The sequence below is a fragment of the Mucilaginibacter sediminis genome, from assembly GCF_051903035.1.
Taxonomy (GTDB): Bacteria; Bacteroidota; Bacteroidia; order Sphingobacteriales; family Sphingobacteriaceae; genus Mucilaginibacter.
In genome coordinates, this window is the sequence record NZ_CP170602.1 from 5,817,230 (window position 1) to 5,836,742 (window position 19,513).

21 protein-coding genes and 1 tRNA gene are annotated in these 19,513 nt (G+C 40.9%); 10 read left to right on the forward strand and 12 right to left on the reverse strand.

Annotation, left to right across the window (positions count from 1 at the left end):
- Positions 1 to 137 precede the first annotated feature (137 nt).
- The 6 genes from rimO to ACFGVS_RS24065 form a co-directional block, all read right to left on the reverse strand.
- Entirely contained in the window at positions 138 to 1,475 is a 1,338-nt protein-coding gene (rimO, locus tag ACFGVS_RS24040) for a 30S ribosomal protein S12 methylthiotransferase RimO (protein WP_439695899.1), read from the reverse strand.
- Positions 1,476 to 1,597: 122 nt separating this feature from the next.
- Entirely contained in the window at positions 1,598 to 2,563 is a 966-nt protein-coding gene (ftsY, locus tag ACFGVS_RS24045) for a signal recognition particle-docking protein FtsY (RefSeq protein WP_090641298.1), read from the reverse strand.
- 246 nt (positions 2,564 to 2,809) lie between these two features.
- The gene (locus tag ACFGVS_RS24050) at positions 2,810 to 2,968 is read right to left on the reverse strand and encodes a DUF4295 domain-containing protein (protein WP_090641302.1); all 159 of its coding nucleotides are present in this window, start codon (positions 2,966 to 2,968) and stop codon (positions 2,810 to 2,812) included.
- Positions 2,969 to 3,062: 94 nt separating this feature from the next.
- The gene (gene rpmG, locus ACFGVS_RS24055) at positions 3,063 to 3,245 is read right to left on the reverse strand and encodes a 50S ribosomal protein L33 (RefSeq protein WP_067063463.1); all 183 of its coding nucleotides are present in this window, start codon (positions 3,243 to 3,245) and stop codon (positions 3,063 to 3,065) included.
- Positions 3,246 to 3,351: 106 nt separating this feature from the next.
- Complete coding sequence (gene rpmB, locus ACFGVS_RS24060; RefSeq protein ID WP_090641306.1) at positions 3,352 to 3,585, reverse strand: 50S ribosomal protein L28; 234 nt, start codon at positions 3,583 to 3,585, stop codon at positions 3,352 to 3,354.
- Positions 3,586 to 3,708: 123 nt separating this feature from the next.
- On the reverse strand, positions 3,709 to 4,428 hold the full coding sequence (locus ACFGVS_RS24065; RefSeq protein WP_439695900.1) for a hypothetical protein: 720 nt from the start codon (positions 4,426 to 4,428) through the stop codon (positions 3,709 to 3,711).
- A gap of 216 nt (positions 4,429 to 4,644) precedes the next feature.
- Between ACFGVS_RS24065 and acs the strand changes: the two genes are divergently transcribed.
- The 3 genes from acs to ACFGVS_RS24080 all read left to right on the forward strand — a co-directional run bounded on the left by acs (position 4,645) and on the right by ACFGVS_RS24080 (position 7,595).
- Complete coding sequence (acs, locus tag ACFGVS_RS24070) at positions 4,645 to 6,546, forward strand: acetate--CoA ligase (protein ID WP_439695901.1); 1,902 nt, start codon at positions 4,645 to 4,647, stop codon at positions 6,544 to 6,546.
- Between the two features lie 186 nt (positions 6,547 to 6,732).
- Positions 6,733 to 7,242, forward strand: coding sequence for a hypothetical protein (locus tag ACFGVS_RS24075; protein WP_439695902.1), 510 nt, complete (start codon positions 6,733 to 6,735; stop codon positions 7,240 to 7,242).
- 167 nt (positions 7,243 to 7,409) lie between these two features.
- A complete protein-coding gene (locus tag ACFGVS_RS24080; protein WP_274210205.1) occupies positions 7,410 to 7,595 on the forward strand; it encodes a CsbD family protein in 186 nt (61 codons plus the stop codon).
- Between the two features lie 30 nt (positions 7,596 to 7,625).
- Here the strand turns inward: ACFGVS_RS24080 and ACFGVS_RS24085 are convergent, their stop codons facing one another.
- Complete coding sequence (locus ACFGVS_RS24085) at positions 7,626 to 8,150, reverse strand: Uma2 family endonuclease (RefSeq protein ID WP_439699263.1); 525 nt, start codon at positions 8,148 to 8,150, stop codon at positions 7,626 to 7,628.
- A gap of 46 nt (positions 8,151 to 8,196) precedes the next feature.
- On the opposite strand from ACFGVS_RS24085, the gene surE reads away from it, so the two are divergent.
- The 3 genes from surE to lpxB are packed head-to-tail and all read left to right on the forward strand — an operon-like array spanning position 8,197 to position 10,383.
- On the forward strand, positions 8,197 to 8,970 hold the full coding sequence (gene surE / locus ACFGVS_RS24090; protein WP_090641345.1) for a 5'/3'-nucleotidase SurE: 774 nt from the start codon (positions 8,197 to 8,199) through the stop codon (positions 8,968 to 8,970).
- A 22-nt stretch (positions 8,971 to 8,992) separates the two neighbouring features.
- A complete protein-coding gene (locus ACFGVS_RS24095) occupies positions 8,993 to 9,262 on the forward strand; it encodes a hypothetical protein (RefSeq protein WP_439695903.1) in 270 nt (89 codons plus the stop codon).
- Positions 9,259 to 10,383, forward strand: coding sequence for a lipid-A-disaccharide synthase (gene lpxB / locus ACFGVS_RS24100; protein ID WP_439695904.1), 1,125 nt, complete (start codon positions 9,259 to 9,261; stop codon positions 10,381 to 10,383). The genes ACFGVS_RS24095 and lpxB overlap by 4 nt, the downstream gene beginning before the upstream one ends.
- A 65-nt stretch (positions 10,384 to 10,448) precedes the next feature.
- Here lpxB and ACFGVS_RS24105 read toward each other — a convergent pair whose 3' ends face one another.
- From ACFGVS_RS24105 to ACFGVS_RS24120, 4 genes are all read right to left on the reverse strand, one after another.
- A complete protein-coding gene (locus tag ACFGVS_RS24105) occupies positions 10,449 to 10,613 on the reverse strand; it encodes a hypothetical protein (RefSeq protein WP_274210201.1) in 165 nt (54 codons plus the stop codon).
- 43 nt (positions 10,614 to 10,656) lie between these two features.
- The gene (locus ACFGVS_RS24110) at positions 10,657 to 10,785 is read right to left on the reverse strand and encodes a hypothetical protein (protein ID WP_439695905.1); all 129 of its coding nucleotides are present in this window, start codon (positions 10,783 to 10,785) and stop codon (positions 10,657 to 10,659) included.
- Positions 10,786 to 10,821: 36 nt separating this feature from the next.
- Positions 10,822 to 10,995: a hypothetical protein gene (locus ACFGVS_RS24115; protein WP_439695906.1), complete on the reverse strand. Its 174-nt coding sequence runs from the start codon at positions 10,993 to 10,995 to the stop codon at positions 10,822 to 10,824.
- A gap of 206 nt (positions 10,996 to 11,201) precedes the next feature.
- The gene (locus ACFGVS_RS24120; RefSeq protein WP_439695907.1) at positions 11,202 to 12,398 is read right to left on the reverse strand and encodes an MFS transporter; all 1,197 of its coding nucleotides are present in this window, start codon (positions 12,396 to 12,398) and stop codon (positions 11,202 to 11,204) included.
- 716 nt (positions 12,399 to 13,114) lie between these two features.
- Between ACFGVS_RS24120 and ACFGVS_RS24125 the strand changes: the two genes are divergently transcribed.
- From ACFGVS_RS24125 to ACFGVS_RS24140, 4 genes are all read left to right on the forward strand, one after another.
- Positions 13,115 to 13,648 carry a GNAT family N-acetyltransferase gene (locus tag ACFGVS_RS24125; RefSeq protein WP_090641367.1) on the forward strand — a complete coding sequence of 178 codons (534 nt, stop codon included), beginning with the start codon at positions 13,115 to 13,117 and terminating at the stop codon, positions 13,646 to 13,648.
- Between the two features lie 57 nt (positions 13,649 to 13,705).
- Positions 13,706 to 13,779 (forward strand) — tRNA-Ala (locus ACFGVS_RS24130).
- A gap of 491 nt (positions 13,780 to 14,270) precedes the next feature.
- Complete coding sequence (gene glyA / locus ACFGVS_RS24135) at positions 14,271 to 15,557, forward strand: serine hydroxymethyltransferase (RefSeq protein WP_090641370.1); 1,287 nt, start codon at positions 14,271 to 14,273, stop codon at positions 15,555 to 15,557.
- Between the two features lie 4 nt (positions 15,558 to 15,561).
- On the forward strand, positions 15,562 to 18,693 hold the full coding sequence (locus tag ACFGVS_RS24140) for a PAS domain S-box protein (RefSeq protein ID WP_274209952.1): 3,132 nt from the start codon (positions 15,562 to 15,564) through the stop codon (positions 18,691 to 18,693).
- A gap of 112 nt (positions 18,694 to 18,805) precedes the next feature.
- Here the strand turns inward: ACFGVS_RS24140 and ACFGVS_RS24145 are convergent, their stop codons facing one another.
- Positions 18,806 to 19,504: a ComF family protein gene (locus tag ACFGVS_RS24145; RefSeq protein ID WP_090641377.1), complete on the reverse strand. Its 699-nt coding sequence runs from the start codon at positions 19,502 to 19,504 to the stop codon at positions 18,806 to 18,808.
- Positions 19,505 to 19,513: the final 9 nt, after the last annotated feature.

Consider the following 19,513-nt stretch of genomic DNA (forward strand, 5'->3'; position numbering starts at 1 on the left):
ATTTTGGATTTCGGATGTTCGATTTCGGATTTAAAAAATCAGATAAGAAACATCGGCTAAGCATCAAAATATTAAATGCTGGTGTCGAAATTAGATTTTTAATCTCAATTCACTCAACAGCAAGCCGCAAATTAATATTATTTTACAATTTGTCCATAAAGATCAAAGTCTTCGGCACTGTCTATCTCCACGTTAACAAAGCTGCCAACGGTTGCATAATCAATGCTGGCATCAATTAACACCTCGTTATCAACCTCGGGCGAATCAAATTCTGTACGGCCAACAAAGTAATTGCCGTCTTTTTTATCAACCAAAACCTTAAATGTATGGCCAATTTTTTCCTGGTTCTTATCAAAAGAAATTCCCTGCTGAATCTCCATAATGGCGTCAGCACGTTCTTGTTTTACTTCGTCGGGTACATCATCAACCAGTGAATGGGCATGTGTTTTTTCCTCGTGCGAGTAAGTGAAGCAGCCAAGGCGATCGAATTTGGTATCCTCAACCCATTGGGCCATTTCTTCAAAATCTTGTTGGGTTTCGCCAGGGTAGCCGGTGATGAGGGTAGTACGCATGGCAATGCCGGGCACTTTATCACGAATCTGGTTTACCAGGTCGATAGTTTTTTGTTTGGTGATACCGCGACGCATAGATTTAAGCATATCATCGCTGATGTGCTGTAAGGGCATATCCATGTACTTGCAAATATTATCACGCTCGTTCATTACATCTAAAATCTCCATCGGGAAGCCGGATGGGTAAGCGTATTGCAGCCTGATCCACTCTACACCGTTAACGTCGCTCAGGCGGCGTAATAACTCATCCAGATTACGTTTACCGTACAGGTCGAGGCCGTAATAGGTTAAGTCCTGGGCAATGAGTATTAGTTCTTTGGTGCCGTTTTTTACCAGGTTTTGGGCATCTTTAACCAATTGGTCAATAGGTGTGCTCAAATGCTTGCCGCGCATCAGCGGAATAGCGCAGAACGAACATGGGCGGTTACAACCTTCGGCAATTTTAAAATAAGCAAAATGGGATGGAGTGGTTAGCAAACGTTCGCCAATCAGTTCGTGTTTGTAGTTGGCACCTACAGAAGCCAGCAGGTTTTGCAGGTCATTGGTACCAAAGTAAGCGTCAACATTGGTTATTTCGGCTTCCAACTCGGGTTTGTAACGTTCGCTTAAGCAACCGGTAACTATTACCTTACCAACTTTGCCTTGTTCTTTAAGTTCGCTATATTGGAGGATGGTATCAATAGATTCCTGTTTAGCGTTATCGATAAAGCCGCAGGTATTGATAACTATGATATCGTTTTTACCCACTTTTTCGGCCTCGTGTACCACGTCAAACTGGTTGCCTTTCAGCTGGCCCATCAATATCTCAGAATCGTATATGTTTTTTGAACAACCTAAAGTAACCACGTTAACACGTTGTTTAACAGGTTTAGCTATCGGCCGGGAAATTTCTTTTGTCTTCATAACACACTAATCATTGCAATGAAAAAATTGTCATTGCGAGGAACGAAGCAATCGCGAACTATACAGAGTTGAATTGCAAGGGAAGAGATTGCTTCGTCGTTCCTCCTCGCAATGACATGATTTTATTGCTTGAATAAAGAATCGACGAAAGCCTGCCTGTCAAACAACTGCAGGTGCTCCATGCCTTCGCCTACACCTATATATTTTACCGGGATTTTAAACTGATCTGATATCCCTATCACCACGCCACCCTTGGCCGTGCCATCAAGCTTGGTTAAAGCCAGGGCGTTTACGTTGGTGGCCTCGGTAAACTGCTTGCATTGCTCAATTGCATTTTGACCGGTTGATGCGTCCAATACCAATAGTATTTCGTGTGGCGCGCCGGGAATTACCTTTTGCATCACATTTTTAATTTTGGTAAGCTCGTTCATCAGGCCCACTTTATTATGCAGGCGGCCGGCGGTATCTATTATCGCTACATCATCACCGTTGGCAACAGCTGAGCGAAGGGTATCATAAGCTACAGAAGCAGGATCGGAACCCATTGGCTGCGCCACTACTTTTACATCAACCCGTTTGCCCCAAAGTTGCAATTGATCAACTGCAGCCGCACGAAAAGTATCGGCAGCGCCAAGCACTACTTTATTGCCGGCTTGCTTTAGCTTATGTGCCAGTTTGCCAATAGTAGTAGTTTTACCTACCCCATTAACGCCAACCACCATAATTACATAGGGCTTATGATCGCCATATTCAAAATTACGGAAATCGTTACTGTTATTTTCGGCCAGGAGTTTTTGGATCTCGTCTTTCAGTAACACATTCAGTTCGCCGGTGCCGATGTATTTATCGCGGGCTACACGTTCCTGAATGCGTTCGATGATCTTGAGCGTGGTTTTTACACCCACGTCTGATGTTACCAGGATCTCTTCCAAATCATCCAGCACATCATCATCAACGGTTGATTTACCTGCGACGGCCTTGGTTATCTTTGAAAAAAAATTATCCTTGGTTTTTTCTAAACCGGTATCAAGGGCTTGCTGCTCCTGCTGTGTATTTTCCTTTTTCTTAAAAAAATCAAATAATCCCATTTTAGATGTGCAGATTATATTGTCTGAATCAGAATTTACAGAATTAGAGAATTTTCAAAATTCTAATGGCCTGATTCACCCAACAATTATGTCATACAATTATTTTGTCTGAATTATTTTCAATTAAAGATACAAGGATTCTGAAAATTGAAAAATTCTGTAAATTCTGATTCAGACCTCAACAAAAAAAGCCCTCTCGTAAAAACAAGACGGCTTCGATATTTTGATCAAAAGTTTAAGCAAATATTATTTGCCTGCAATGATGTCCTTAACAGCGTCGTTAGGAACAATTTGCTCTTTGAATGAATAAGCACCGGTTTTTGGTGATTTGTTCATTGTGATAACTTTTGAATATTCTTTGCCTTTACCTGCTACTTTCAGTGTTGCAACTACTTTCTTTGCCATTTCTTTTAATTATTGAATTAGTGAATCATTGAATTAGTGAGTTAACTGATGCCAGGGATCTAAACCTAATCAACCAATCAACTTAATCAACCAATTACTTAATCTCTTTATGAACAGTTACTTTCCTTAAAACCGGGTTGAATTTTTTCATTTCCAGTCTTTCAGTGGTATTTTTTTTGTTCTTGGTGGTAATATAGCGAGACATGCCTGGCATACCGCTTGTTTTGTGTTCAGTGCACTCTAATATAACCTGAACCCTGTTGCCTTTTTTTGCCATTTTCTTTTTATGTTGTACGCATCACCGTCACGGCTTACGTAATTTTTCAAATTATACCTTGTACGCTTTTAATTTTACAATTTGTAAAACCGTTAACGTACAACTACTAAATGTATCCTTTTTTTACAAATTTATTGATACATGCAGTAATACCATTTTTTGTGATGGTTTTTACAGCCGAAGTAGATACCTTTAAGGTAATCCATTTATCCTCTTCAGGGATATAAAACTTTTTAAGTTTTAAGTTAGGATGAAATCTGCGTTTAGTTTTAACGTTTGAGTTAGAAACGTTGTTACCAACTATAGATGCTTTTCCTGTTAGATCACAAATTCTTGACATGACAAATATTTTTAATTATCAACCCTTTATTCAAAAAGAGTTTGCAAATATCAGACTTTTTAATCAAATATTCAATAGCGGTATTAAAAATAATTCAAAAAGATTTTAGATAGGCTAAACACCTCAATAATAGCTGATTTTACGGGTTATGGTATCCGTTCTTGAATCAGCTTCTGAGGTCATGTAGTTTTTAAAGTGAACTATAGCCTTAACCCAGTTTTTCTTTGAATCTAAGGTTTTATATTCATAGGTCGTTCTTTGATAAGTGCCACCGTAAGGAGAACAGAAGCTCGCGTCAATGACACGACCTTGATTGTCATACATAAATTTAAAGGTAGTAGGTTCAACTTTTATTCCTGATTCATAGTTTACACACTCTGTCAGGTTGTTTTTCTTATCATATTTGTAAGTGTTAACGTCATAGTTCTCTGCCGTTGTATCTCCCTTGTTATTCATTAATCGCCCTAAAGCGTCAATTTTTAATGTTGATGAAAATTTTCCATCTGAAGAAACCTTCTCACAAATTATCGATGCTACCTTGTCACTTTCGTATTGATAATTGTAAGTAGTATTTTCTTTTTCTTCGGTTGAGTCTGTTTTATATTCTGTTGTAACAACACGTAGCCAGCTAACACTCAAAGCAGACATGCGGCCGTCACTATCAAATGTTAACCTGGAGAAATTGTGTTTTGAATATGACGATGAGGAATATATTTCTTTCACGTGGCCGTTCAAAGTCTCTATCCCGCTGCTGCTGTAAATCTTTACTTGTGTTGGTGCTGGTTTTTTGCAAGCAAATATTAGTAGGCTAATAGCTGTTAGTAGTGTTATTCTGGATGTCATGATTCAGGTTTGTTAAGCATTGTCTAAAACGAAAGAAATTCTTTAATATTTCGTTTTGTCTAATCAGCTGCGCTTATAAAAATAGCGTTTTTATTGAATATCAGGAGGACAGCGGAATTAATCTTTTATGTACTTTTTAAATAATTTTAAAAAGTTACAGAATTAATATTTACATCATATATAAATTATTAAATTAGGCCCTCCATTATAAACACTATGAAGATTACATCATTTGACGAATACAAGCAGGTATACCAACAAAGTATTGAGCAGCCCGAGGAGTTTTGGGCTGGTATAGCCGAAAACTTTTTGTGGCAAAAAAAGTGGGATAAGGTATTGGACTGGAATTTTAAGAAGCCTGAAATAAAATGGTTCCAGGGTGCCAAACTTAATATAACCGAAAACTGTCTCGACCGTCACCTCGACACTATTGGCGATAAGCCCGCCATCATCTGGGAACCTAATGATCCGCAGGAAGATCACCGGATATTAACCTATCGCCAGCTGCACGATAAAGTTTGCCAGTTTGCCAATGTATTAAAAAATAACGGCGCAAAAAAAGGCGACCGTATTTGTATTTACATGCCAATGATTCCCGAATTGGCTATAGCCGTTTTGGCTTGTGCCCGTATTGGCGCTATCCATTCTGTAGTATTTGGCGGTTTTTCGGCACAATCAATTGCCGATAGGATAAACGATGCCGAGTGTAATATAGTTATTACTGCCGATGGCGGCTTCCGTGGCAATAAGGCCATACCGTTAAAAGGTGTTATTGATGATGCGTTGGTGCAATGCCGGTCGGTTAAAAGAGTAATTGTGTTAACCCGCAGCCGCACGCCGGTATCCATGATAAAAGGCCGTGACGTTTGGTGGGAAGATGAAGTTAAAAAGGTAGAAACCCAGGGTAACCCCGATTGCCCTGCCGAGGTAATGGATGCCGAGGATATGTTGTTTATTTTATATACCTCCGGCTCAACAGGTAAACCCAAAGGTGTGGTGCATACTACAGGTGGTTACATGGTTTATACAGGTTATACCTTTGCCAACGTATTTCAGTACAACAAAGGCGAGGTTTATTTTTGTACTGCCGATATAGGCTGGATAACCGGGCACTCATACATTGTTTATGGCCCGTTATCGCAGGGCGCAACGACCTTGATGTTTGAAGGCGTACCAACCTACCCGGATGCCGGCCGTTTTTGGGATATTGTAGATAAGTTTAAAGTAAATATATTATATACCGCGCCAACCGCTATCCGTTCATTAATGAGCTTTGGCGAGGAGCCTTTGAAAGGTAAAGACCTAAGTTCGTTAACCAAACTGGGTTCGGTAGGCGAGCCGATAAATGAGGAAGCATGGCACTGGTACGATGAAAAGATAGGCCACGGCAAATGCCCTATTGCTGATACCTGGTGGCAAACAGAAAATGGCGGGTTAATGATATCTCCAATTTGTAATGTTACGCCAACAAAACCGGGGTATGCAACTTTACCATTGCCAGGTGTACAGCCGGTACTGGTTGATGAAAATGGTAAAGTGATTGAAGGTAATGGCGTAAGCGGGAACCTTTGTATCAAATTTCCATGGCCGGGAATGCTGCGTACTACCTATGGCGACCATGAACGCTGCCGCACTACCTATTTTGCTACCTATGAGAATATGTATTTTACCGGCGACGGTTGTTTACGTGACGAAGATGGATACTACCGTATTACAGGCCGCGTTGACGACGTGCTGAACGTATCGGGCCACCGTATTGGTACCGCCGAGGTAGAGAATGCCATCAACATGCACAGCAGTGTGGTTGAATCAGCCGTTGTGGGTTATCCGCATGATATTAAGGGGCAGGGCGTTTATGCCTTTGTGGTATGCCCCAACCAGCATGGCGATGCCGAACTTGCTCGTAAGGATATCACCATGACGGTTGCCCGCATTATAGGCGCTATAGCCAAGCCTGATAAAATCCAGTTTGTGACCGGGCTGCCAAAAACCAGGTCTGGAAAAATTATGCGCCGTATTTTGCGCAAAATAGCCGAGGGGGAAACCTCCAACTTAGGCGATACATCTACCTTGCTTGACCCGGCCGTGGTTGAAGAAATTAAAGCAGGAGCGTTGTAAGGAAGAGAGTCAAGAATTAAGAGTCAAGAATCAAGATAGTTAAATCTTCGGTTCTTGGCTTTTTGTTTTTATTCGATGATGCTTCAGGCCTTAACTCTTTTTTTAAATAACTTGCGCATCCTAACTTATTGTATGAATAAACGACAGTTGTATCGTACACTTTTATTCCTTTTCATAGGAGCATCAATGGCTTTTTTTTCTTTTAAAAGCCGACCTTCTGCACGATACCGGCTCGATTTTTTTACCAAAGAGAACCAGTTTTACCTTTGTGATTCGGCGTTTACCGGCGAAACAGGCGACCCTGGTTTTTGGACATCCTCGGCATATAACGATAGGATGGCGACAGCAAAAGACAAGGATATAGTTGGCCTCAGCATTGGAAGCTTTGGTCATGTAAAAGCACAGCTTGATATACTGGATGCCGCAAGCAGGGAAAAAGATTTTAAAAAATATGATCACGTGGTTGAGGCCGGGGTAAGGATAAGCTCAGGGATACTGGAAGTACTTGATTATCCGGATAGCAAAATTCAACTGAAAGCTATCGTAACGCCCGGCTACTACCGCATCAGGGTTTATTCGTACGATTTGGCCAATAATGATCCCGAAGCGGATGAGGGTACAGATCATTACAAAATAGAACTTTGGCCATCTCATGATTTTGAACGAAGGGTGCTGAAACAGTTTGTGGAAGAATAGGGGGAGAGTCAAGAGATTAGAATCAAGAATCAAGAAGCTGCCATGACATGCATTAATTTGGCTCTTTATGCTTTTCGTCTTAACTCTTGATTCTAATATCTTGACTCTTCCTCAAAAACCATATAGTTTCCGGGGTGTTATACAAATACATCTAAATAGAAAACATCATGGATAAATTACAAATTAAGGGCGGCTGGAACGAGTTGAAGGGTAAAATAAAACAAGCCTACGGCGATCTTACCGACGATGATTTAACTTACGAACAAGGTAAAGACGACGAAACGTTAGGAAGACTCCAGCAAAAAACCGGTAAAACGCGCGATGAACTGGTGAAATGGATAAACAGTTTATAACATTGAAAAGGCTCCGGGAACGGGGCCTTTTTATTTGAAAACCTTTGCAAGTTCAATTGCAAAGCCAGGCAAGATTAAAGAATGGACTATCTCATTTTTCTGCGTTTTTTGATGAAGGTAATAAACGCCATCCCTTAATACATAAAGATCGGCGTTCTGCGCTATAGGGTCAATAATGACGTATTCTTTTACACCGTATTTTTCGTAGATGTCTTTTTTAGGGCGAAGGTCATAATAGGCGTTCTTTTCCCATAGAACTTCAACAACTATATCGGGCGCGCCGTAAACATAATCCCTAATGATATCGCGCCTTTCTTCGGCAACGTAAACAATGTCTGGCTGAAAGGAGTTTTGATTGCCGAGTATTACTTCAATTGGTCGCATTAAATAAGTGCCTTCGTTTTTAACCCTGTCTTCATAAGTTATAAAGGCTGTAGCTACCGCTGCAAGGGTAAGTTGATGATTTACTGTTCGGGATGGCCAATCAATCAAGCACCCGTTGATGTATTGGTAAGGTGCACCAACGGGCATCTGCAGATATTCATCAAGAGTTATTTCTTTTCAGTCGTCAGCATAAATCAAATATAATTAATTTCGCATGATGAAATCAATCAAACCCACCATACTTGTTGTTAACGATGATGGCATAACCGCCCCCGGCATCAAAGTATTAATTGAAGCCATGAGCGAGATAGGCAGGGTAGTGGTTGTTGCACCCGATAGCCCGCAATCGGGCATGGGGCACGCCATTACCATAGGTAAACCCTTGCGTTTAGATAAGGTAGATATTTATGAGGGCATCGAAATGTACCGCTGCTCTGGTACGCCGGTTGATTGTGTGAAGCTTGCCGTAAATAAAGTATTTAAAGGGCTTAAGCCCGATTTATGCGTATCGGGCATTAACCATGGCTTAAATAATTCCATTAACGTATTGTACTCCGGCACCATGTCGGCAGCTGTTGAAGGCGCTATTGAAAGTATTCCATCTATTGGTTTTTCTTTAGATGATTATAACCTGGATGCTAACTTTAGCCATTGCGTTAAATATATTAAGGAACTTGCCCTGCAGGTTTTAGCCAATGGTTTACCGGCAAATACGCTGCTTAACGTAAATTTTCCGAATACGCATGATATCAAAGGGATAAAAATTTGCCGGCAGGCTAACGCCAAATGGGCCGAAGAATTTGATGAAAGGGTTGATCCGCATAAGCGACCTTATTACTGGCTCACCGGGGTTTTTCAGTTAAACGATGGTGGCGAGGATACCGATGTTTGGGCTTTGGAGCACAATTACGCATCGGTGGTACCTGTTCAGTTTGATATGACGGCGCACCACGCCATCCCGTTTTTAAACACCTGGGCATTTAATGTGTAAATTGCTGTGCTAAATAAAATACATGCTTAAAAATAACAGTATATTGGTTGGTTTACTTGGTGGCTCGATATTGCCGGGTATCAGCCTGTTTATTTTTTTATACCTGCTTAAAGGCAGCTTTTTGATATTAAATAAGCCGGGTATTCCGTATTTGGTTGCCATAGCGCTGAATCTTTTTATCATCCGATATTGTTTTAAGCAGGGGAAAGACAATACAGGCACGGGGATGATATTGATCACCTTTGTATTTACGGCAGCGGTGTTTTTACTCAAATTACAATCCATCCGATGAAGTATTACCTGGTAGCCGGCGAAGCCTCGGGCGATTTGCACGGGGCCAACCTGATGAAAGCACTGAAGGAGCTTGATCCGGCGGCCGAATTTCGTTTTTTTGGTGGCGACCTGATGCAGGCCGAAGGTGGAACCCTGGTGAAGCACTATGCCGATATGGCCTTTATGGGTTTTGTGGAGGTTGTTGTTAACCTGCGTGCCATCCTCAAAAACATGAAAGCCTGTAAAGATGATATTGCGGCATACCAACCCGACGTTTTGGTGTTGATTGATTTTCCGGGCTTTAATTTAAAAATAGCAGAATACGCTAAATCCATCGGCCTGCGGGTTAACTACTACATTTCGCCCAAAGTATGGGCCTGGAACCAAAAACGGGTATTAAAAATCAAGCGGATAGTTGATCATCTGTTTTGCATATTGCCTTTTGAAGTTGATTTTTATAAAAGCTGGGGAATGGATGTTGATTATGTAGGCAATCCGTTGCTGGATGCAATAACTGCATTTGAGCCTAATCCCGAATTTTTAAAGCAAAATAATGTATCTGGTAAAAAGATCATAGCGCTGTTGCCGGGCAGCCGCAAACAGGAAATAAATTATTTATTGCCGGATATGATTGCCGTAGCCAGGCAGTTTAAAGACTATCAGTTTGTTATAGCAGGAGCGCCATCATTTAAGCCAGGGTTTTACAGCCAGTTTGTTAAGGATACCAATATTCCTGTAATATTTAATGCCACATACGATTTGTTAACCAACGCGCATGCCGCCATTGTTGCCTCGGGAACTGCAACTTTAGAGACTGCCTTGTTTAACATACCACAAGTAGTAGTATATAAAGGCAACGCGTTAACCATCGCGATAGCCCGTATGTTGGTAAAAATTAAATTTATATCGTTGGTTAATCTTATTGTGGATAAGGGCATAGTAAAAGAGCTTATCCAGGAAGACTGTAATGAGCTGAAAATAGCTGCCGAACTTGGTGCACTGATTAATGAAGGCAGTTACCGTGAAACGATGTTGAAAGATTATGATGCCCTTGACCGAAGGATGGGCCAACCCGGCGCATCGGCCAAAACTGCGAGCCTGATTGTGAAATACGCCACAAAAAATAAAGCCCTGTTTTAGCAGGGCTCTATCGTTTTCATAGGTGCGATGTTGTACTTTAATAGGTAGATGTAGATATATGATGGTCAGGCAGCTTTACGTGTTGATTGTACTGCTACCTTCTTGTTGTTGTGCACAAATTGATTTCTTTCTTTGAAGTTCCTAAGATCTTCCAATAAAATGTTCAGTAACTCGTCGTCAAAGCGGGCAATTAATTCGCTGATGGTTGGGTTTGTTTTAGAAGCTTTCATAGGTAGATGTTTTATATATAGGTAAGTGTGTTGTAAGTTTTAATTAGGCTGCGGTTGCTAAACGGGTTGCTCTAGCTTTTATAGATTTCAAATCATTCATCAGTAACAATTTTAATTCGTTATCAAAACGCGCTACTAATTTGTTGGTAGATAATTTTTTGGTGCTTTTCATAGTTTTAGTTTTTTTGTATGTTTTAAATGTCTTTGTTTAATCTTTCTTTTCAGTTTCCTGGTTTTCGGTAAGGTTATTTTTGCGGCGTTTTGCTTCATTGTATTGCCTTACAATTTGCTCCTCATCGCGTGCATCTGTTGTTTTTGTTGGCTCCACCGGGTTTTCCCATTCCTTTTCGCTTTCCTTAACCGTTGTTTTCTTAGTTTCCATAACAGCTACGTTTGCTGAGTAGTATTCCAACAGCGTGCCAAAAAGTCAAAAAAAGTCATTGGTGGCTCAAAATATTTTTACAATAACATGTAAATATCTGTTTTTGAGTAACTTTTATTTTTAATAAAAATTCAAATTTTTGAAAGCGTGGATTTCAAAACGCAAAAATCACTGTTCGCTTAGTACTCAATAACCGAACACTTGCTTTAATTCCGAACGTTTTTTTTGTAGTTAATAAAGTGCGCAGCCAGCGCGATGGCTGCCAATGTAACACCAATGGCACACAAGCCGGTCCACTGGTAAGTTTTCCAAACCAGGCTGGCCAAAAATGTGCCCGATGCGCCGCCTATAAAATAACACACCATGTATACCGTGTTTAGCCTGTTACGCGCCTCGGGGATCAAGCCGAATATGATAGATTGGTTAGAAATATGTGTAGCCTGCACACCCATATCCAATACAATTACCCCTATAATTAAACCAACGATGCTGCTGTTGGAGAAATAGAAGATGATAAAAGAAACGAGTACTAATAATAGTGTATATCCTGACAGTTTGTATGAATCCATTCTGTCGCTTAACCTGCCCATTAAGCCGGCTGCCAACGCGCCAAACGCGCCGACTAATCCAAAGAGGCCGGCAACAGAACTACCTTCGTTGAATTGGGGCTGTTTTAGTAAAAATACCAGCGTTGTCCAAAACGCGCTAAAACCGGCAAAGCATAGGGCCCCCCGGAAGGCAGCCATCCTGAGTTTTGGCTGAGTTTTAACCAGGTGGATGAGCGATTTCATCAGGTTTTTATAATTGCCTTTATAATCGGGTTCAACTTCGGGCAAAAAGAAAAATATCATTAGCCACATGGCCAGCATTAACCCCGTAGCTATATAGTACATTGTACGCCAGCCAAAATGTTGGCCAATAAAACCACTTAACGTACGTGATAATAGTATACCTATCAACAGGCCGCTCATTACAAAGCCAATTTTTTTACCGCGTTCGGCCGGTTTGGCCAGGTGCGCGGCCATAGGTATCAGTAATTGTGGTATTACCGAAGATACCCCCACTAAAAATCCGGCTATTGTTAACACCAGCACCGATGGTGCTACCGCGCTTATTAATAACGAGATAATGACAAGGGCAAAATCCATCAATATTAATCGCTTACGTTTAAGCATATCGGCCAGTGGTATAATAAACAATAAACCGGTTGCATATCCAATTTGAGTAAATAGCGAAACCTGCTGGGCTTTTTTATCAGAGATTTTAAAAGTGTGTGCAATATCGGCCAGCAAAGGTTGGTTGTAGTAAATATTGGCCACCACCAGGCAAGTGGCAATGGTCATGATCCATAAAGTGAAAGACGTTAAATGCGGGTGTGTTTTTGTAGGCGTGGTGGCAGTCATAAATTGAAAAACGTTAAAACGCGCTGCAAAAATGGGGAAGCCGTTTTTAAATTGTGCTTATTTAAAGTAAATTTTATACCCAAAACTCACAATATCTTCGGATGTAGGGAGTTTAGATTATCAATAAAAAATCGGATTTTTTTGATGGATGGGATAAAAAAAAATGATTTTTATGTATTTTTTTATTTAAAGATGATTTTTTGGAATAAAATTTGACATAAATTCAATTGAAAATCATTTTGAAATATTTTTTAAGTGATTTTTTGATTTTTACTCTGTTTATTTTGGCTTATTTTAACTTTTGATGGAAAAAAATGAATAAAAGTATAAAATTCTTTTTGTCTTTTTGGTTTTATAAAACGTAAGAATTAATTTTTTTAAAAATTATCACATTAATAATGAATTATTTGTATTTTTGAAAATCGAACAGCGGTATTAAGGTGTTTTGATAAAAGTTACAATAAAATTACAAAATAATTTTTAATAATATAAAAACTTAGTGTTACTTTTACACCGTAACACAAACACAAAAAAAGTCTTCTCATAATTTAGGTTTATAATTGGTTAGTAAAGGCCCCTGCCCATCAGGGGCTTTACTTGTTTTAAGGACTTGAGTTTAAAACCATCGTTTGAGTAATTTTGACGAAAATCTTCAGGGGTTAAAACTATTGAAGAATGCTTTCAGGGTTTATGTTTATATAATGGATTAAAATACTATGGAAAACAGAAATACTGATTTGACCATTCGGCTGGCATCAATCAAAGATGCCCAAGGTATACTTGATATTTACAATGATGCCATATTGAATACAACGGCCGTTTATAGTTATGAACCCCATACTATAGATATGCGCCTGCAGTGGCTGGAGGATAAGCGCCACCACAATATTCCTGTTTTAGTGGCCGAGGTTGATAGCATGGTAACCGGATTTGCAACTTATGGACCCTTCAGGGCGTGGCCTGCCTATCAGTATACCGTTGAGCATTCAGTATACGTTCACAAAGCCTACAGGCAACAAGGCATAGCCGAAAAACTTTTGCGGCAACTCATCGAAATAGTAAAACAGCAACCAATACATACTATCGTTGCGGGCATTGATGCCGGGAATGTCGCGAGTATTAAACTGCACCAGAAGCTTGGTTTTACAGAGATAGGTACTTTTAAGCAGGTTGGTTATAAGTTTGACCGTTGGCTGGATTTGAAATTTATGCAATTGATATTGGATAGCGATTTTAAGCCCGGTAGCTAATTTTTTAAAATCAAATTCTTTTTTAATACTTAAAATTATATATTTGCCACCCGCAACGGGGGATTAGCTCAGCTGGCTAGAGCGCTTGCATGGCATGCAAGAGGTCATCGGTTCGACTCCGATATTCTCCACTAAGATAATCAAGGCTTTACGATAATCCGTAAGGCCTTTTTTATTGTTAATAAAAAAATAAAAAATGTTGAAGCTGCCCGCAAAGAATCAACGTTAAATTTACTTACAGGAAAGTCTGGGTGTGATCATTAAACGTGACCTGCAACGATTTTTGGGCGGATTTATCCCTGTAAATTAAACAAGTCGCCAAAGAGTCAAAGATTATTGTACCCCAGACGAAGGAGCGCCTGATTATCAGGTGGTGATGGTGGTAAAAGGCTGTCTTGTGAGCAAACGGAATAATTTCGGTTTATTTTAATCCCGGCGCCGCCATTATTTGTATGGGGAACAGGCTTATCGCAAAAACTTATTAGTTATAACTGCTTGTATAACAAATTATATTGCGCCAATTTCCTTGCAGGTAAAATCTCAAATTACTTCTGTCTCAAATCTCATAACTCACATCTCAAATCTATCTTTTTAGCTAACTTAGCAGCGTTAAAAACACACAATGAAAAGAGATAAACTGATATTTAAACTTTTGGATGAAGAGCAACAACGCCAGGAGGAAGGCATTGAGTTAATAGCATCTGAAAATTTTGTAAGCCGTCAGGTAATGGAAGCAGCGGGTTCTGTTGCTACCAACAAATACGCCGAAGGTTTACCGGGCAAGCGCTACTACGGCGGCTGCGAGGTGGTTGACGAAATTGAAACCATTGCTATTGAGCGTGCCAAACAATTGTTCAACGCCGAGTGGGCAAACGTACAACCGCACTCTGGCGCGCAAGCTAACGCCGCGGTAATGCTGGCCTGCCTGCAACCTGGAGATAAAATATTGGGCTTTGATCTTTCGCATGGTGGCCACTTAACACATGGCTCACCAGTGAACTTTTCCGGCAAATTATACGAGCCGCATTTTTACGGTGTAGTAAAAGAAACCGGTTTAATTGATTATGATCAACTGAAAAGAGTAGCTTTGGAGCAAAAACCAAAGCTGATCATCTGCGGTGCTTCTGCCTATTCACGCGATTGGGATTATGAATTTATCCGTGCCGTTGCCGATGAAGTCGGCGCTTTGGTATTAGCCGATATCTCGCACCCATCGGGCCTTATTGCCCGTGGCCTGCTGAAAGATCCGCTTCCGCATTGTCACATTGTTACTACAACCACCCATAAAACCTTACGTGGCCCGCGCGGTGGTTTAATTTTATTGGGTAAAGATTTCGAAAATCCATTCGGTGTAAAAACGCCAAAAGGCGAAACCAGGATGATGTCGTCCTTACTTGATATGGCTGTATTCCCTGGTACCCAAGGTGGCCCACTGGAGCATATTATTGCCGCTAAAGCCATTGCTTTTGGCGAGGCTTTAAGCGATAGCTACATGAAATATATTGTACAGGTTAAAAAGAATGCAGAAGCTATGGCCGAAGCATTTGTAAAACGCGGATACCAGATCATTTCGGGCGGTACAGATAACCACCTGATGCTTATTGATCTTCGTAATAAAAACATTACCGGTAAAGCTGCCGAGAATGCTTTGGTTAGTGCCGATATCACGGTAAATAAAAACATGGTGCCTTATGATGATAAGTCGCCATTTGTAACTTCGGGTATCCGTGTGGGTACTGCTGCCATCACTACACGCCATATGAAGGAGAAGCATATGGAAGAGATTGTAGAGTTGATAGATGCCGTAATTTCTGACCCCGAAAACGAACATTCTATCAAGAAAATTCGTAAAAGGGTGCACAAACTGATGCACGACTTCCCGTTGTATCGCCAGGAAGGATCAGAATAAATAAATGGCAACAAGGCAGCATGGATTTATAGATGATGAGAAAGGGCGTTTAACCGCGCTGCAATCATACCATGTGCTTGATACACTGCCCGAAGAAGAATATGACGCTATAACGCGCCTGGCATCCTATATATGCCAGGCGCCTTTAGCCTTTATCACTTTTATCGACGATCACCGGCAGTGGTTTAAATCAAAAGTTGGCCTGCAGATTGATTATATCCCCAAAACTGATTCCTTTTGCCGCCATACCATTTTGGGCGATGATATAATTGTCGTTCCCGATGCCTCCAAAAATGATTTGTATGCCAATACCGATCTGGTAAACGGCGATATGGGGATCCGATTTTATGCGAGCGCGCCTTTGATTGACCCGCAAGGTTACCGCATAGGTACACTTTGCGTTTTTGATCAAAAAATAAAGGTTCTGAACGTTGAACAGGAAGACGCGTTAAAAACACTTGCCAAAGATGTGATGTCGCACCTTGAATTGCGTAAACAGAAGCGCGAATTGGAGCACAACCTGCAAATTCATAAAGATTTTTACAACCTGTTTGATAGTTCGCCCGATGTTCATTGCATTATGGACAGGGATTTTAACATTGAACAGATCAATCGCTCGGTTGATACTGTTTTGGGCATCAGTCCCGAAAAGGCTATTGGTCAGCCCATCTGGAATTTTTTCCCCGAAGAAGAAAGGGTTCGGACTTTGAATGTGCTTAAAACAGGGCTAAGTAAGCAACAACGTAAATTTGATATCGAAACCATTGTTTTAACACCCGAAGAAGCTATTAAATGGGTAAGCTGGTCGGTTAAATTTAGCGGTGATAAATGGTTTGCCAGTGGACGCGATATTACCTATCAAAAACATATCTCGCAGGAGTTTGAACAATTGGCGCTGGTGGCAAGTAAAGTTAGTAACGGCGTTGTAATAAGCAACGCTGCCGATGAGGTTGTTTGGGTGAATGATGCATTTGAACACATTACTGGTTTTACCTTAGCCGATGTCAAAAATAAATGGTTGGGTGCTACACTCAAAGGCACCGTTGTAGATGCGGCTGCCGAGGCTAAATTGATCGCCTCGATAAAAAATAAAGAGTCATATGAGGTTGATCTTTTAATAACACCCAAAAACAGTAAGTCTTTATGGGTTACGGTTATTAATTCTGCAATACGTAACAGCAAGGGCGAAATCGATAAATATATCAGGGTGATTATTGATATATCGGTCCGCAAAAAAGTTGAGCAGGATCTGGAGATATTATCATTTGCAGCCCGAAAATCGCCCGGAGGTATATTTATCCGTGATATCGAGGGGCGGTTTATGTGGATGAACCAGGCCCTTGAAACTATTATAGGTTATTCATTTGCCGAGCTGGAAGGGAAGGCAATTGGTACATCGTTGTTGGGAAAGGACTCTGACCTGAGTGTTTTTGAAGGCGCTGTACAGGCTGTTAAAGAAAACCGGCCGTATGAGGTTGAAATAAAAATATACAAAAAAGACGGCACGCCAATATGGGTATGGCTTTCAAACAGCCCTATATTTAACGAAGTGGGGAAAGTTGACCGGCAGATAGGCGTAATGGTTGATATCACAGAACGTAAAAAGGCCGAAGAAGAGCTCACGCTGTTATCCCTTGTGGCAAGCAAGGTTACCAGTGGCATTGTTATTAATAATAGTGAAGGCCGGGTTGAGTGGGTTAACGAGGCTTTTGAGAAAATTACAGGCTACCGGATAAATGAGGTAAGTGGCAGGCATCTGGGCGATATATTAAAAGGGGCGCTAACCGATGTTGCCATTATCGAGCGTGCACGTGAGCTTTCCAGAAACAAACAATCTTTTGAGGTTGATTTGCTAATTTACCGTAAAGATGGCCAGCCTTTATGGGTTTCTGTTATAAATTCGGTGATATCAGATGCAAGTGGAAAAGTTGACAAATACGTTGAGGTAATTATTGATATCACCGAAAAAAAGAAGGCCGAAATTCAATTGATTGCCGCTAAAGAAGAGGCGCTGCAACTGAGCAGGGCTAAGGATATGTTTATATCGGTAATGAGCCACGAAATTCGTACGCCGCTTAATGCCGTTATTGGCATGTCGCACTTGTTGCTGGATGAAGATCCATTGGAATCGCAGAAAGAAAACCTGGGCATTCTTAAGTTTTCGGCCGAAAATTTACTGACGCTGATAAACGATGTGCTTGATTTTGCTAAGATGGAAACGGGTAATGTGGAACTTGAGTATGCGCGGATGGACCTGCGCGATGTTGTACAGAGTATCAATAACTCATTGCAATACAAAGCAGTCGAAAAAAATATATATCTTAGCAAAAGCATTGATGACACTGTGCCGTCAATTATTTTAGGCGACCGAACCCGTTTAAGCCAGATAATTTTAAACCTGGTGAGCAACGCGGTTAAGTTTACCGAAAAAGGGGGCGTTAACGTTGATTTGAAAGTTATCCAGGAAACGGATAAGGATGTAAGGATTAGGTTTTCGATCACAGATACCGGTATAGGTATTGCGCCTGATAAAATAAATGTAATATTTGAGCAATTTAAACAAGCCGAAGCCGATACTACACGTAAATACGGGGGCACAGGATTAGGCCTGGCCATCAGTAAACGCCTTATTGAATTGCACGATTCGCGTATTAACGTGGATAGCGTGCCAGGTCAGGGTTCAACTTTTTGGTTTACCATTACTTTCAATAAAGCAGATAAGCAACTAAATAGCAATAATAACAAAGTGGAAGAAGGACTGAAAATTAACGTTTTAGTAGTTGATGATAACCAGATAAACAGGTTATTGATCAATAAAATCCTTAAAAAATGGGGCGCGGATGCCGATTTTGCCGAAAACGGGCTCGAGGCAGTAAACAAGGTTGTAGCCAACCAAAATTATAATGTAGTGTTGATGGATATACATATGCCCGAAATGGGCGGCCTGGAAGCTACCCAGGTGATCCGTTCAAATCCCGAACCATATTTTCAGCAATTGCCTATTATCGCTTTAACCGCATCTATGCTTAGCAACCAAATGGGCGAAATAGATAACGCCGGGATGAACGATTACATCCTGAAACCATTTGATCCAAAAATACTTTTCGAAAAATTGAGCAGGTATCAGCATCAATAGGCCCCCCCAGCCCCCTGTAGGGGGAGCTAAAATAAACGCAGCTAACCGCTGCCGCGAGCTTCCAGCTCGTGGTTGCACATAGTTTCAGCTTTCAGCTGAACTTACTGGCAGGCTAAACCGCATAGGCAATTGTAGCAATACTCAGCTTCAGGCCAGGTACCTTCAATAATTCTATCCCGCAAGCTTCCAGGGTTGAGCCGGTAGTTACAATATCATCTACCAGTAAAACGTGCTTACCTTCCAGTCTGTCTGGTTTATCCACTGCAAATACTTCCTGCATGTTTTCAAACCGGGCAAAGCGCGATTTATGGGTCTGGGTAACTGTGGCGACTTTCCGTATCAAATTATCCAATTCAACGGTAGCTGTCAGCTTATCGGCCAATCCATCGGCAAAACAGGCACTTTGATTGTAGCCGCGCTCTTTTAAACGCTTTTTATGAAGTGGAACTGGGATAATGTAATCTATGGTATTAAAAATCGGGTTCTCTTTTAATTGGTTGCCGGCAATATTTCCTGCCAGGTTACCAATTTGTTTCATGCCGCTATATTTAAAATGGTGCATCAGGTTTTGCACCCGGCCGCCTTTATTAAAAAAGTAAAGGGCATAGGCTGCTTCAATCTTTATTTTTCCATAAAACTGTTGCGCAACAATGTTATCGGCCTGGGTATGAAAGTTGGTAAATGGCAAATTATACCGGCAGTCCGAGCAAATGATACGCTCATTAGTTACCAGGCTGGCATTGCATGCGGGGCAAAGCTGAGGGAAAAGTAACGAAACAAAATCGGCAAGGTAGCCGCCTGGTAATTTCATGCCCTTAAG

Excerpts from the sequence above, each read along its gene's own strand:
- rimO (WP_439695899.1), bottom strand. The coding sequence starts at position 1,475 with ATGAAGACAAAAGAAATTTCCCGGCCGATAGCTAAACCTGTTAAACAA.
- ftsY (WP_090641298.1), bottom strand. The coding sequence starts at position 2,563 with ATGGGATTATTTGATTTTTTTAAGAAAAAGGAAAATACACAGCAGGAG.
- ACFGVS_RS24050 (WP_090641302.1), bottom strand. The coding sequence starts at position 2,968 with ATGGCAAAGAAAGTAGTTGCAACACTGAAAGTAGCAGGTAAAGGCAAA.
- rpmG (WP_067063463.1), bottom strand. The coding sequence starts at position 3,245 with ATGGCAAAAAAAGGCAACAGGGTTCAGGTTATATTAGAGTGCACTGAA.
- rpmB (WP_090641306.1), bottom strand. The coding sequence starts at position 3,585 with ATGTCAAGAATTTGTGATCTAACAGGAAAAGCATCTATAGTTGGTAAC.
- ACFGVS_RS24065 (WP_439695900.1), bottom strand. The coding sequence starts at position 4,428 with ATGACATCCAGAATAACACTACTAACAGCTATTAGCCTACTAATATTT.
- acs (WP_439695901.1), top strand. The coding sequence starts at position 4,645 with ATGAAGATTACATCATTTGACGAATACAAGCAGGTATACCAACAAAGT.
- ACFGVS_RS24075 (WP_439695902.1), top strand. The coding sequence starts at position 6,733 with ATGGCTTTTTTTTCTTTTAAAAGCCGACCTTCTGCACGATACCGGCTC.
- ACFGVS_RS24080 (WP_274210205.1), top strand. The coding sequence starts at position 7,410 with ATGGATAAATTACAAATTAAGGGCGGCTGGAACGAGTTGAAGGGTAAA.
- surE (WP_090641345.1), top strand. The coding sequence starts at position 8,197 with ATGAAATCAATCAAACCCACCATACTTGTTGTTAACGATGATGGCATA.
- ACFGVS_RS24095 (WP_439695903.1), top strand. The coding sequence starts at position 8,993 with ATGCTTAAAAATAACAGTATATTGGTTGGTTTACTTGGTGGCTCGATA.
- lpxB (WP_439695904.1), top strand. The coding sequence starts at position 9,259 with ATGAAGTATTACCTGGTAGCCGGCGAAGCCTCGGGCGATTTGCACGGG.
- ACFGVS_RS24105 (WP_274210201.1), bottom strand. The coding sequence starts at position 10,613 with ATGAAAGCTTCTAAAACAAACCCAACCATCAGCGAATTAATTGCCCGC.
- ACFGVS_RS24110 (WP_439695905.1), bottom strand. The coding sequence starts at position 10,785 with ATGAAAAGCACCAAAAAATTATCTACCAACAAATTAGTAGCGCGTTTT.
- ACFGVS_RS24115 (WP_439695906.1), bottom strand. The coding sequence starts at position 10,995 with ATGGAAACTAAGAAAACAACGGTTAAGGAAAGCGAAAAGGAATGGGAA.
- ACFGVS_RS24120 (WP_439695907.1), bottom strand. The coding sequence starts at position 12,398 with ATGACTGCCACCACGCCTACAAAAACACACCCGCATTTAACGTCTTTC.
- ACFGVS_RS24125 (WP_090641367.1), top strand. The coding sequence starts at position 13,115 with ATGGAAAACAGAAATACTGATTTGACCATTCGGCTGGCATCAATCAAA.
- glyA (WP_090641370.1), top strand. The coding sequence starts at position 14,271 with ATGAAAAGAGATAAACTGATATTTAAACTTTTGGATGAAGAGCAACAA.
- ACFGVS_RS24140 (WP_274209952.1), top strand. The coding sequence starts at position 15,562 with ATGGCAACAAGGCAGCATGGATTTATAGATGATGAGAAAGGGCGTTTA.
- ACFGVS_RS24145 (WP_090641377.1), bottom strand. The coding sequence starts at position 19,504 with ATGAAATTACCAGGCGGCTACCTTGCCGATTTTGTTTCGTTACTTTTC.